A 12,699-nucleotide genomic window follows, 5' to 3' on the forward strand; every position below is an offset into this window, starting at 1 on the left:
CCACCGGGGCCGCCCGCACCGGGTGCTCAGCCGTGCCAGGACCGCCACAGGGCCGCGTACGCGCCGCCCGCCGCGACCAGGTCGTCATGGCTGCCCAGCTCGGTGATCCGGCCGCCTTCCACCACGGCGATCAGATCGGCGTCGTGGGCGGTGTGCAGCCGGTGGGCGATGGCGACGACCGTGCGGCCGTCGAGGACACGGGCCAGGGACCGCTCCAGGTGGCGGGCCGCCCGCGGGTCGAGGAGCGAGGTCGCCTCGTCCAGGACCAGCGTGTGCGGGTCGGCCAGGACCAGCCTGGCCAGCGCGATCTGCTGGGCCTGCGCCGGGGTCAGCGTCAGCCCGCCGGATCCGACCTCGGTGTCCAGGCCCTGGTCCAGCGTCCGCGCCCAGCCATCGGCGTCCACGGCTCCCAGGGCCGCCCACAGCTCGGCGTCGTCGGCGCCGGTGCGGGCCAGCAGGAGGTTGTCCCGCAGGGAGCCGACGAAGACGTGGTGCTCCTGGTTGACCAGGGCGACGTGCGAGCGGACGCGTTCGGCCGGCATCCGGGACAGCTCGGCCCCGCCGAGGGTGATCCGCCCGTTCCGGGGCGCGTAGATCCCGGCGAGCAGCCGGCCCAGGGTGGACTTGCCCGCGCCCGAGGGGCCGACCAGGGCGAGCCGGGTGCCCGGCGCGACCCGGAGGGACACCTCGCGCAGCACGTCGACGCCCTCGCGGTAGCCGAAGCGCACCCGGTCGGCGTGCACGTCCCGCCCCTCCGGGGCCGTCGACGCGTCCCCGCTGCCCGGCTCGATCTCCCGGACGCCGACGAGACGGGCGAGCGACACCTGGGCCACCTGCACCTCGTCGTACCAGCGCAGGATCAGGTTCAGCGGGTCGACGAGCATCTGCGCCACGAGCGCGCCCGTGACCAGCCGGCCCACCCCGAGCCAGCCGTGCAGGACGAACAGGCCGCCCACCATCAGGACGGAGCCGAGGACGATGACGTGGGTGGCGTTGATGACCGGGAACAGCACGGACCGCAGCCACAGCGTGTACCTCTCCCACGCGGTCCAGGACTTGATCCGCTGCTCGGACAGGGCGACACGGCGGGCGCCCAGACGGTGTGCCTCGACGGTGTGGCCGGCGTCCACGGTCTCGGCGAGCGCGGCGGCGACGGCTGCGTACCCGGCGGCCTCCGAACGGTAGGCCGCGGGCGCCCGTTTGAAGTACCAGCGGCAGCCGGCCACCAGCCCCGGCACCGCGAGGAGTACGGCGGCCGCGAGCGGCGGAGCCGTGACCACGAGCCCGCCGAGCAGCAGCAGGGTCCATACGACACCGATCGCCAGTTGCGGCACGGCCTCGCGCATGGCGTTGGCCAGACGGTCGATGTCCGTGGTGATGCGGGAGAGCAGGTCGCCGGTGCCCGCCCGTTCCAGCACGCCCGGCGGCAGTCCGACCGACCGGACGAGGAAGTCCTCGCGCAGGTCGGCGAGCATTTGTTCGCCGAGCATGGCGCCGCGCAGCCGTACCTGCCGGACGAACGTCGCCTGCACGGCGAGCGCCAGCAGGAACAGCCCGGCGGTCAGGCCGAGACGCAGCTCCCGCCCCCCGTCCGACACCCGCTGGACCAGGTCGCCGAGCAGGTAGGGACCGATCATGGAGGAGATCACGGCCACCGTGTTCACGGTGATCAGCAGCAGGAAGGCCCGGCGGTGCCGGCGGAACAGCTCGGCGACGTAGGCACGTACGGTCGAGACCGCGCCGACGGGCAGGGTGGGGGCGGTCGTCGGGGCCGCCGGGTCGTGCGCCGGTGGTGCGACCCCGATCATGCGCTCTCCTCGATTTCTTCCAGCTCCTTGAGGGCGTCCAGCAGCGCGCCCTCGTCGGCCGCGGCCGGTTCGTCGTCCGTCTCCCGGGTCACCACGTGCCGGTACCGGGGCTCGCCGTCGAACAGCTCCCGGTGCGTGCCGCTCGCCACGACCTCGTCCTCGTGGATCAGGACCACCCGGTCGGCGCGGTCGAGGAGCAGCGGCGAGGAGGTGAACACCACCGTCGTGCGCCCTGAGCGCAGCCGGCGCAGCCCGTCCGCGATCCGGGCCTCGGTGTGCGAGTCGACGGCGGAGGTCGGTTCGTCCAGCACCAGCACCTCCGGATCGGTGATCAGGGAACGGGCCAGGGCGAGCCGTTGGCGCTGGCCGCCGGAGAGGGACCGGCCGCGCTCGGTGATGCGGGCGTCCATCGGATCGGCGGTGTCCAGGGACCCCTGGACCAGGGCGTCCAGGACGTCCCCGCACCGCGCGGCCGCGAGCGCGTCGGCGGCCGTGACGGCGCCGGACGCGGGCACGTCGAGCAGTTCGCGCAGGGTGCCGGAGAGCAGGACCGGGTCCTTGTCCTGGACGAGGACGGCGGTCCGGGCGACGTCGAGGGGAAGCTCGTCCAGCGGTTCCCCGCCGAGCAGCACCGAGCGGCCCGGTTCCGTGGGGTGCCCGCCGAGCCGCTCCGCGAGCCGTCCGGCCGCGTCCGGGTCGCCGCACACCACCGCGGTGAGCCGGCCCGACGGAGCGACCAGACCGGTCGCGGGATCGTACAGATCGCCGCGCGGCACGTCCGCCCGGTCCCCGCCCGGTACTCCCTGGACGCCTGCCGTCGACCGCCGCAGCGACAGCACCCGTGCCGCTCGCTTGGCCGAAGGACGGGAGAACGAGTAGGACATCGCGATCTCCTGGAAATGCTGCAACGGATAATTGAGGACCATCACCGAGCTGTAGACGGTGACCAGTTCACCGACGGCGATGCGGCCCTCGCGTGCCAGCCGGACGCCGTACCAGACGACCGCGATCAGCAGCAGACCCGGCAGCAGCACCTGTACGGCGGAGATCAGCGACCACATGCGGGCGCTGCGCACCGCCGCGTGCCGCACTTCCTGGGAGGCCCGGCGGTAGCGGTCGAGGAAGAGTTCCTCGCCGCCGATGCCGCGCAGCACCCGCAGTCCGGCGACGGTGTCCGAGGCCAGCTCGGTGGCGCGGCCCGCCTTCTCGCGCTGGACGTCGGCGCGGCGGGTGGCGCGCGGCAGCAGCGGCAGGACCGTCAGTGCCACGACGGGAAGCCCGGCGGCGACGACCGTGCCGAGCGCGGGCTGGTAGACGAGGAGGCCGACACAGACCACGACCACGGTCAGCGCGGCGGCGGTGAAGCGTGAGGCCGCCTCCACGAACCAGCCGATCTTCTCCACGTCACCGGTGGACACGGCGACCACTTCCCCGGCCGCCACCCGCCGGGTCAGCGCCGAGCCGAGTTCCGCCGCCTTGCGGGCGAGGAGTTGCTGGACGCGGGCTGCGGCGGTGATCCAGTTGGTGACGGCGGCCCGGTGCAGGAAGGTGTCGCCCACGGCGATGGCCGTGCCGCACAGCAGCATCAGACCGCCCGTCAGGGCCAGCCGGGTGCCCGATCGGTCCACGACGGCCTGCACCGCGAGGCCGACGCAGAAGGGGAGTGCGGAGACGGCTGCGAAGTGGAGAAGGCCCCAGGCCAGCGCTTTCAGCTGGCCGCCCAGTTGATTGCGCCAGAGCCACCACAGGAATCGGGGTCCCGAGCGTGCGTCGGGCACGCCCGGGTCGGGATAGGGAAGGTCGTGAATCTGCATGACGTCCAGATGGCTCGTGACAGGGTGTCAGGGAACGGCGGCAGCCGACGGGGGCGGCCCGGGACAAGCCGTGAAAGGTTCGCTGCGTAGAGTGGGGAATTTCAAACGGTTTTCGCGTCAATCGGGCGTCATCCCGGCATGGCCGGGTGCGTAGAGACCGTGTGCGGCGCTGGGCGGCGGTCCTCGGAACCCTGCTTCTGACGACCCTCTCGGCCTGCGGCACGGCGTCGTCCACCGCCGCGCCGGGCCACCACGGCCCGGCCGCGTCGACCGCCTCCGGCCCCGTGCCCGCCCCCGGCCCGACCCGCGTCCCGGGCATCGGCAGACGCCTGTACGCGCGGAAACCGGAAGCATCCCGCCAGGTCGTGGCCGTCTACGGCAAGGGCCGGGAATCGGCCGAGTCCGAAGTGGTGCTCTACCTCCGGCAGGGCATCGGCTGGCACCGGCCGGGGAGTTGGCCGGCGCACGACGGACGGCGCGGCTGGACCCTCGACCACCACGAGAACGACAAGCGCAGCCCGGTCGGCGTGTTCACGCTGTCCGCCGCCGGGGGTACGTTCGCCGATCCCGGGAGCAGACTGCCGTACGACCACGACATCTACGCCTACGCGTTCCCGCGGGAGTGGCCCGCGGCGTACCGGCACGACTTCGGTCACGTCGTCGCCATCGACCACAACCGGGTGCCGGGCGCCCCACCACGCGACGCCCCGTCCCCCGAGGCGCGGCCAGGGGCGGCGGCATATGGCTGCACCTGGACCACGGGAGCGGTACCTCGGCCTGCGTGAGCATGCCGAAGAACGCCATGGAGGTGCTGCTGCGCACGCTCGACCCGACCCGGCACCCCGTGCTGGCGATGGAGGACCGGGCGGATCTCGGCGCCTGACGTTCGCGCGCCCGTCAGTTGTCCGACGAGCCGCCCTGGGGCGCCGACGACGGTCCCGCCGTGACGGCCGAGCCGATCACGTCCACATCGCTGGAGCGGACGTAGGCGATCCGGTGGTCGAACTGGATCTGGTAGTAGGTCTCCTCGCCCTTGACCACCGGCTGGGGCGTGTCGACGAAGGCCGAGCGCGGGACGAAGGAACTGTCGATGGTGCCCTCGGTGACGTACCGCTGGCCCGCGCGGAAGTGGTAGGGGAGCGGCGCTTCGGGCTCCTCCTCCATGCCCTCCGGGTAGGCGTCCTCCTCGGGGAGCGCGCGGCCGAAGACCGGGATCTCGTCCAGGCCCTGCCTGGGCGTCACCATCTTGCCGTCCGCGCCCACCGCCGTCTCCTGCTTCTTCGGGTTCTTGAACCAGGCCTTGCGGCCCTGGTACCAGACCGCGGTCCAGTCGCCGCGGCGTTCCGCGACGGCGAAGGTCTGGCCGGCCGAGGCGCGCGCCCCCAGGTCGTCGACGTCCAGCGTGGAGTCCGCGCCGTCCGGATGGCGGCCCGGGTCCTGGATCAGCGGTGCCTTCTCGTCCGGTCGGGTGTACATGCGTACGGCGCTGGAGCCGTGCTTCGGACATGTCACCCCGGCCTTGCGGCAGCCCGTGAACTTGGGCGAGTGGGTGGTGTAGTCCGGCAGGATCGTCACCATGTCGCTGTCCTGCCCGGCGGTGGCCTTCAGCGGCGCGCCGAGGAGGTCGAAGTAGTGGCGCCAGTCCCAGAAGGGGCCCGGGTCGTCGTGCATGTCGGGGATGGAGTCGCCGGTCGGCGAGGGTACGTTGTCATGGCCGAAGATGTGCTGCCGGTCGAGCGGGATGTCGTACTTCTTGGCCAGATAGCGCACCAGGCGTGCGGAGGACTGGTACATCTGCTCGGTGAACCAGGTGCCCGGCTGCCGGAGGAAGCCCTCGTGCTCGATGCCGATGGAGCGGGCGTTGACGTACTGGTTGCCGGAGTGCCAGGCCTCGTCCTTGGTCTGGACGTGCTGGGTGATGTGGCCGTCGCTGGAGCGGATCGAGTAGTGCCAGGACGCCTCGGTCGGGTCCTGCACCGTCTGGAACATGCTGGACAGCTTGGCCTCGGTGTCGTGGATGACGATGTACTCGATCTTCTGGTCGCGCGGCCGGTCGGCGAGGTCGTGGTTGCCGTAGTCGCCGTCGTCGTCGATCTCCTCGTACGGCGCCGCGAGCCAGTCGCAGGACACCTCGGCCGGGCACTCCGTCCCCTTGGCGTGCCGGGGCTTCTCCGTGCGGACGGTGTGGGGGCGCACGGAGGGGTTCGCGGGCAGGGAGACCTCCTGGCCCTCGGCGGTGGTGCGGTGGGCGCCCTTGCGGATCACCGAGAAGACGTCGTTCGCGTACGTGGCCGCCGACGTGATGTCAGGCGTGCCGGGGAAACGTTCCACCGCATCCCACCAGTCCGCGGGATCGTCACTGAGGGGCTTGCCCAGCTGCTGCTGGGTGGCCGCGAGCAGAGCGGCGCCGCCGCGCACATTGGCGGTGGCGTCCGTGCGCAGCCGTCCGGCCGGGGCATCGGTAAGCCGGGCGGCGCGCTGGAGGTCCGCCGGCTTCACGGCACGGCCGGACAGGACACCCTCGGGACGCGCGGCGGGCGCACCCGCCGCGCCCGCGCTGGGCTGGAGCGCGCCACCGCCCTGGACGCCGGTGGAGGGCGACGCGGCCGGGAACTGGCTGGTGTCCACCAGGTGCATCGGCCCGTAGCCTCCCGCGACGCTCGGGGAACCCGGATGGGCGTCCCAGCGGGTCTGCACATAGGACACGCTCATGAGCACACTGCGCGGCACATGGAAGTCGTGGGCGGCATCGGTGAAGGCGACCTGCAGACGCTGCTCCGGCGCCTCGTCGTCCGTCATCGGGGTGAGCAGCAGCGGCGCCAGCAGGGCCGCGAATCCGATGGCGCAGGCGGTACGGCGGCACACGCGGCCGTTGGGGACACGTGGGACGGTGGGTCTTTTCATGGCACGGGTCTCCAAACATGTTCATCGCGCTCTTCGCAGCCAGGACAAAGGAGTTGCCCCTGACAACCACCCCTCGTACGTTTCCGTGCCCCGCGTGTCCCGTCGCGCCAACCGTCACCGGGGTGGACCAGCGGCCCGGCAGAGGCCACCCGGTCGGCGGCAGCGGCTCCGCTCCGACAGCCCGTCAGCGCGGCAGCCCGTGCGGGCCGGTGGCGGAGGACATCCGGCTCAGTCCTCGACCGGGTCGACCTGCCAGTCCGGGTGGCCCGGCATGGGCGGGGTGCGCGGGCCGTGGAGCCAGTCGGTCAGAAAGGGTTTCAGATCCTCGTCGGCGACCCGGGAGGCGAGGGCGATGAAGTCCTGGGTGCCGGCCGTGCGGCCCCGGTAGGTGCTCACCCAGGACTTCTCGATCCGCTCGAAGACCGCAGCGCCCACCTTCTCCCGCAGGGCGTAGAGGACCAGGGCCGAACCGTCGTAGCGCATCACCTTGAACAGGGTGTCCGCGGTGGGTTCGGCGGGTGCGCCGTCGTCGTGCCGCCACTGGTCGTGCTGCGCGTAGGCGTCGCGCATCGCCTCCTCCAGGCTGACGCCGCCGTGTGAGTCGGAGTACAGCCGTTCGTAGAAGCGGGCGTGACCCTCGCTCAGCCACAGGTCGGACCAGCGCCGGACGGCGACGCTGTCGCCGGTCCAATGGTGTGTCAGCTCGTGCACGAGGTTGCGTTCGGCGTCGACCCGGTCGCCGAGCAGGTCGTCCTTCGGTACGACCGACAGCGACTGGGTCTCCAGCGCCACCGGCAGCTCCGTGTCCCCTACCAGTACGCCGTAGCGGCGGAACGGATACGGCCCGAGCCGCTGTTCGAGCCAGGCCAGGTGCTCCGGGGTGAGCGAGCGGTACTCCTCGGTGTCGCCGACCAGGCCGTCGGGGACGACGTCGCGCACCGGCAGCCCGCGCGGGCCTCTGCTGTTGACGACACGGAACTTTCCGATCGCCAGCTGAACCAGCTGAGCCGCGATCGGCTGCTCGGAGTCGTAGGTCCACTCGACACGTCCACCGGGCCGCTTGCTGGTGCTGACGAGGCGTCCGTTCGCCACCGCGCTGATGTCCGCGGGGGTGGTGACGTGGAAGATGACCGGCGCGCGCAGGCTCGGATGGTCGTCCGCAGGGAAGATCATCTTTGCGCCGTCGGGCTGGGCGCAGACCACGGTGCCGTCGGGCGTGGGGACCCAGCCGTAGTCACGGATCGCGTCGTCGCGGTGGCGTTGCTGGGTGGGGTCGGCGGTGTAGGCGACATGGACGGTGAACGCGCCGCCGCGGGGGATCGGCCGGGCGGGGGTGATCACGAGTTCGTCGCTGTCGCGTACGGCCGTGGCCGGTGCGCCGTCGACCGTGACCCCGTGCAGCGTGTTGCCCGCGAAGTCGAGGTCGAAGCGGGACAGCGCCTGGGTGGCGGTGGCGCTGATCGTGGCGCCGGCCTCGAAGGGGGTGCGGGGCGCCCGCCAGTCGAAGTCCAGCGTGTAACGGCGGACCGTGTAGCCGCCGTTTCCCGCGAGCGGCATCAGCGGGTCGCCGATGCCGCTCGCGCCGGGGGACGGGGGCGGGCCCTCTGCCGGGCCCGAGGCGGCCAGGCGCCCCGGCGGGGCGGCGGGGCCGGGGGCGGGTGAGCCGTGGCCCTCGCGGGGGAGCAGGTCGAAGCAGATGGCGGTGCCGGTCAGGGCGAGGGCACCGGCGAGGGCGAGGGCCGCGCGGCGGGGACGCGCCCCGAGGAAGCTCTGGTGCGGCCGTCCGGACCTTCGGTCCGGGCGTTCTCTCCCGGGCTTCTTGTCCGGGCGCCCCGTTCCGGACCCCTGGCGCGGGGGTCCCGCCAGGTCGCCTGCGGGCGTGATCTCCATGAACGCACTATGTCACTATGATCCATTTATAGCACTAAATATGCGTCAGAGTGACGGCGCGCCAGGCGTGTGCCGCGAGGGTCCGGCGTGGCGTCGGCTCGTTGCGGTCGCGCCCAACTCCCCGTAGAAAACCGCCCATGAGACAACGGATGGTCATGTCCATGCTGGCAACCGCGGTCCTCTTGGCAGGCGCCCTCTTCGGCGCCGGGGCCGCGACCGCGCGAGCCGCCGACGTCCCCGCCGAGTTCGGCACCGACTGGCACGACCCGGTGACCGCCGCCCCGCCCGTCGACAGGCCGCGCACCAAGTCCTGTCAGGTCGCCCTGGCCGACGCGCAGTTCCGCGACTTCACCCCCTACGAGGGGACGTACACCCCGCCCAAGGGGTGCGGCGACCGCTGGAGCAAGGTCGTACTCCGCCTGGACGGCACGGTGAAGGGCCGTCAGTACGACCGGCTCGGCTATCTGCACGTCGGCGGGGTCGAGATCCTCCGCACCTCGACCCCGGAGCCCTCGCCGGACGGCATCGCCTGGCACGTCGAGAAGGATGTCACCCGCTACAGCGACACCTTCCGCAGCCCGCGGGACGTCGAGATGCTGATCGGCAACGTGGTCGACGACACCTATACCGGCGTCATCGATGTCAAGGTCACCCTGACGTTCTACGCGGGCCGCCCCGCCGAACGGACCCCGGACCGCGTGCTCACCCTCGCCGACACGCCCGCCGGCACGACGCTCACCGCACCGCGCAACAGCGAGCGGATCGTGGCCGAGGTCTACGCCACCGGATCGGGTGGCGGCTGCGAGGAGTTCTGGTATCTGACGGTCGCCGACCCGGCGTCCTACTCCTGCAAGGCCGACCACGGCCCCTACCGTGAGGTGCGGATCAAGGTCGACGGCCGTACCGCGGGCATTGCCGCGCCGTATCCGAACGTGTGGACCGGCGGCTGGTCCGACCCGTTCCTCTGGTACGTCGTCCCGGCCCCGGGCGCCTTCGACGTGCGTCCCGTCGAGTACGACCTCACGCCCTTCGCGGCGCTGCTGGACGACGGCCGCCCGCACCTCGTCGAGGTCACCGTCGTGGGCGTACCGGCGGGTCAGGCCGGCTGGAGCACCCCGGTGAACGTGCTGGTCTGGCAGGACGCGCACCGCGACCACCTCACCGGCGCGGTCACCGAGGACAGGGTGAGCGACCTCGCCGACTCCTCGACGTACACCCCGGGTTCCGAGAACCGGGTGGACACGGAGGCGGGGCACCGGCTCACCGTCAGCGGCTACCTCGACACCTCTCACGGACGAGTGGCCACCACCGTCACCCGGACGCTCGCCGACACCTCCGTCCACCGCTGGACCGACGGCGAGGACACCGACGGGCTGGACGCCACCTGGATTGATGACCAGACCGTCACCACGGTCGGGGCCGGCCCCGAGCGGTCGGCGCACACGCTGCGGACGTACACCATGAACGGCGCCACCGCCATCGGCTCCGACGACCGGCTGCGCACGGTGCTGACCCTGGGCGACCGCGCCTCGGTGACCGAACTGCGGGGCGGACGGCCCACCGCATGGTCGCGGACGGACGACACCTACCACGGTGACGCCTCGTACACCCTCGGCGTGCCGCGCGAGCGGCGGCACGCGGTCGGCACCTCGTCGGAGCGCTATCGGTCCTACGGCTCGGGCGGCTGTTACGACCACGTGCTGGCCACCGCCCAGGGAGTGCTGACGGAGGACCGCAGCGGCTGTTAGCCCCGCGGGCAGAGGGCGGGTCCCTCGGTGCGGGGGGTCCACCCGCCGTGCCGGGGGTCAGCAGGGCTTGGCGGCGTCGCCGTCGATCAGGGTGTCCAGCAGCACGCCGAGCACCTCGCGCTCCTTCTCTGTCAGCGGGGCGAGTATCTCCTCGGCCGCCGAGCGGCGCGCCCCGCGCAGTTCGCGCAGGGTCGCCCGTCCCTCCTCGGTCACCTCGATCCGGGTCACGCGCCGGTTCGCCGGGTCCGGTGCCCGGCGCACCTTGCCGCTCGCTTCGAGACCGTCGACCAGCGTCGTCACCGCGCGCGGCACCACCTCCAGGCGTTGGGCCAGATCGGCCATGCGCGGCGGCGAGTCGTAGTGCGCGAGGGTGCGCAGCAGCCGGGACTGGGCGGGGGTTATGCCCAGTTCGCGCCGTTCCAGATGGCGTTTCTGGATGCGGTGCACCCGGCGGGTGAGCCGCAGCAACTGCTCGGCGAGCAGTCCCTCGGGATCGGGGGAGGTCATGCGGGAACAATATCAGGATGCGGTTCATTGTGAGTATAGGTAACAATGAGCTACGATCCGTTCCGTCGTCGTCGGCCGACCCCGTCCGGCGCCCGTTCGCCTTCGTAGGAGCCCATGCATCCCGACCGTGAGACCTCCTGGACCCCGCCCCCCGGCGCCAAGGACCGGCCCCGGCAGTGGCGGCGGATCCTCAAGCTGTTCCGTCCCTACCGCGGGCGGCTCGCGATCGTCGGCCTGCTGGTCGGCGCCTCCTCGCTGGTCTCGGTGGCCACACCGTTCCTGCTGAAGGAGATCCTCGACGTCGCGATCCCGCGCGGCCGCACCGGCCTGCTGAGCCTGCTCGCCCTCGGCATGATCCTCAGCGCGGTCCTCTCCAGCGTCTTCGGCGTGCTCCAGACGCTGATCTCGACCACCGTCGGCCAGCGCGTCATGCACGACCTGCGCACCGCCGTCTACGGGCGCCTGCAGCGCATGTCGCTCGCCTTCTTCACCCGCACGCGCACCGGCGAGGTGCAGTCCCGCATAGCCAATGACATCGGCGGCATGCAGGCGACGGTCACCTCCACCGCCACCTCCCTGGTCTCCAACGTCACCAGCGTGGTCGCCACCATCGTCGCCATGGTCGCCCTCGACTGGCGGCTCACGATCGTCTCGCTGCTCCTGCTCCCGGCCTTCGTCTGGATCAGCCGGCGCGTCGGCAACGAGCGCAAGAGGATCACCACGGAGCGCCAGAAGCAGATGGCCGCGATGGCCGCCACGGTCACCGAGTCCCTCTCGGTCAGCGGCATCCTGCTCGGCCGCACCATGGGCCGCACCGACTCGCTCACCGGCTCCTTCGCCCAGGAGTCCGAGCGGCTGGTCGACCTGGAGGTCAGATCGAACATGGCCGGGCGCTGGCGCATGGCCGTGATCACCATCGTCATGGCCGCCATGCCCGCCGTCATCTACTGGACGGCCGGCCTCGCCCTCCAGTTCGGCGGTCCCCAGGTCTCGCTCGGCACCATCGTCGCCTTCGTCTCGCTCCAGCAGGGCCTGTTCCGCCCGGCCGTGAGCCTGCTCGCCACCGGCGTCCAGATCCAGACCTCCCTCGCGCTCTTCCAGCGCATCTTCGAGTACCTGGACCTGCCGATCGACATCACCGAGCGCCCGCGGCCGGTCCACCTCGACCGGGTCAAGGGTGAAGTCCGCTTCGAGGAGGTCGAGTTCCGCTACGACGACAAGGGCGGCCCCGTCCTCGACGGCGTCGACATCACCGTCCCCGCCGGCGGCAGTCTCGCGGTCGTCGGCCCGACCGGTGCGGGCAAGTCCACGCTGGGCTACCTGGTGCCCCGGCTGTACGACGTCACCGGCGGCCGGGTCACCCTCGACGGGACAGACGTCCGCGACCTCGACTTCGACACCCTCGCCCGCGCGGTCGGCGTCGTCTCGCAGGAGACGTACCTCTTCCACGCCTCCGTCGCCGATAACCTGCGCTTCGCCAAGCCGGGTGCCACCGACGAGGAACTGCACGCGGCGGCCCGGGCCGCGCAGATCCACGACCACATAGCGGCGCTGCCCGACGGCTACGACACGGTCGTGGGTGAGCGCGGCCACCGTTTCTCCGGTGGCGAGAAGCAGCGCCTCGCGATAGCCCGCACCATCCTGCGCGACCCGCCTGTCCTCATCCTGGACGAGGCGACCAGTGCCCTGGACACCCGGACCGAGGCCGCCGTTCAGGAGGCCATCGACGCCCTCTCGGCGAACCGTACGACGATCACCATCGCCCACCGGCTGTCCACCGTCCGCGGCGCCGACCAGATCGTGGTGCTGGACTCCGGACACGTCGCCGAACGCGGCACGCACGAGGAACTGCTGGAGCGCGACGGGCGGTACGCGGCCCTGGTGCGCAGGGACGCGCAGTTGGAGCCGACGGGGTGAACGCGGTGACCGGGACTCGCGGGCCGACCGGCTCCGGAGGACGGCCGGGGTGGCGGGGTGCGACGGGTGACTGGGCCGACAAGCTGAATATATGCCGGGTTTGCGGTGATC

General features: G+C 72.0%; 8 protein-coding genes. 3 read left to right on the forward strand and 5 right to left on the reverse strand.

Features of this window, described 5'->3' with window-relative positions:
• Window positions 1-26: 26 nt before the first annotated feature.
• Both ACWDD7_RS14110 and ACWDD7_RS14115 read right to left on the reverse strand, forming a co-directional pair.
• Window positions 27-1,808: an ABC transporter ATP-binding protein gene (locus tag ACWDD7_RS14110; RefSeq protein ID WP_450457512.1), complete on the reverse strand. Its 1,782-nt coding sequence runs from the start codon at window positions 1,806-1,808 to the stop codon at window positions 27-29.
• Complete coding sequence (locus ACWDD7_RS14115) at window positions 1,805-3,622, reverse strand: ABC transporter transmembrane domain-containing protein (protein ID WP_450457513.1); 1,818 nt, start codon at window positions 3,620-3,622, stop codon at window positions 1,805-1,807. The genes ACWDD7_RS14110 and ACWDD7_RS14115 overlap by 4 nt, the downstream gene beginning before the upstream one ends.
• A gap of 146 nt (window positions 3,623-3,768) precedes the next feature.
• Between ACWDD7_RS14115 and ACWDD7_RS14120 the strand changes: the two genes are divergently transcribed.
• Complete coding sequence (locus ACWDD7_RS14120; protein ID WP_450457514.1) at window positions 3,769-4,407, forward strand: hypothetical protein; 639 nt, start codon at window positions 3,769-3,771, stop codon at window positions 4,405-4,407.
• Between the two features lie 112 nt (window positions 4,408-4,519).
• On the opposite strand, the gene ACWDD7_RS14125 is transcribed toward ACWDD7_RS14120, so the two are convergent.
• Entirely contained in the window at window positions 4,520-6,526 is a 2,007-nt protein-coding gene (locus ACWDD7_RS14125; protein ID WP_450457515.1) for an N-acetylmuramoyl-L-alanine amidase, read from the reverse strand.
• A gap of 228 nt (window positions 6,527-6,754) precedes the next feature.
• Window positions 6,755-8,416 (reverse strand): M1 family metallopeptidase, encoded by a 1,662-nt coding sequence (locus tag ACWDD7_RS14130; RefSeq protein WP_450457516.1) that lies wholly within the window; start codon window positions 8,414-8,416, stop codon window positions 6,755-6,757.
• 137 nt (window positions 8,417-8,553) lie between these two features.
• On the opposite strand from ACWDD7_RS14130, the gene ACWDD7_RS14135 reads away from it, so the two are divergent.
• Window positions 8,554-10,164: a peptide-N4-asparagine amidase gene (locus ACWDD7_RS14135; protein WP_450457517.1), complete on the forward strand. Its 1,611-nt coding sequence runs from the start codon at window positions 8,554-8,556 to the stop codon at window positions 10,162-10,164.
• Window positions 10,165-10,221: 57 nt separating this feature from the next.
• Here ACWDD7_RS14135 and ACWDD7_RS14140 read toward each other — a convergent pair whose 3' ends face one another.
• Complete coding sequence (locus tag ACWDD7_RS14140; protein WP_351865646.1) at window positions 10,222-10,671, reverse strand: MarR family winged helix-turn-helix transcriptional regulator; 450 nt, start codon at window positions 10,669-10,671, stop codon at window positions 10,222-10,224.
• Window positions 10,672-10,785: 114 nt separating this feature from the next.
• Here ACWDD7_RS14140 and ACWDD7_RS14145 point away from each other — a divergent pair, with 114 nt between their 5' ends.
• Window positions 10,786-12,588 carry an ABC transporter ATP-binding protein gene (locus ACWDD7_RS14145; protein WP_351865648.1) on the forward strand — a complete coding sequence of 601 codons (1,803 nt, stop codon included), beginning with the start codon at window positions 10,786-10,788 and terminating at the stop codon, window positions 12,586-12,588.
• Window positions 12,589-12,699: the final 111 nt, after the last annotated feature.

The organism is Streptomyces sp. NPDC001056, assembly GCF_053598955.1.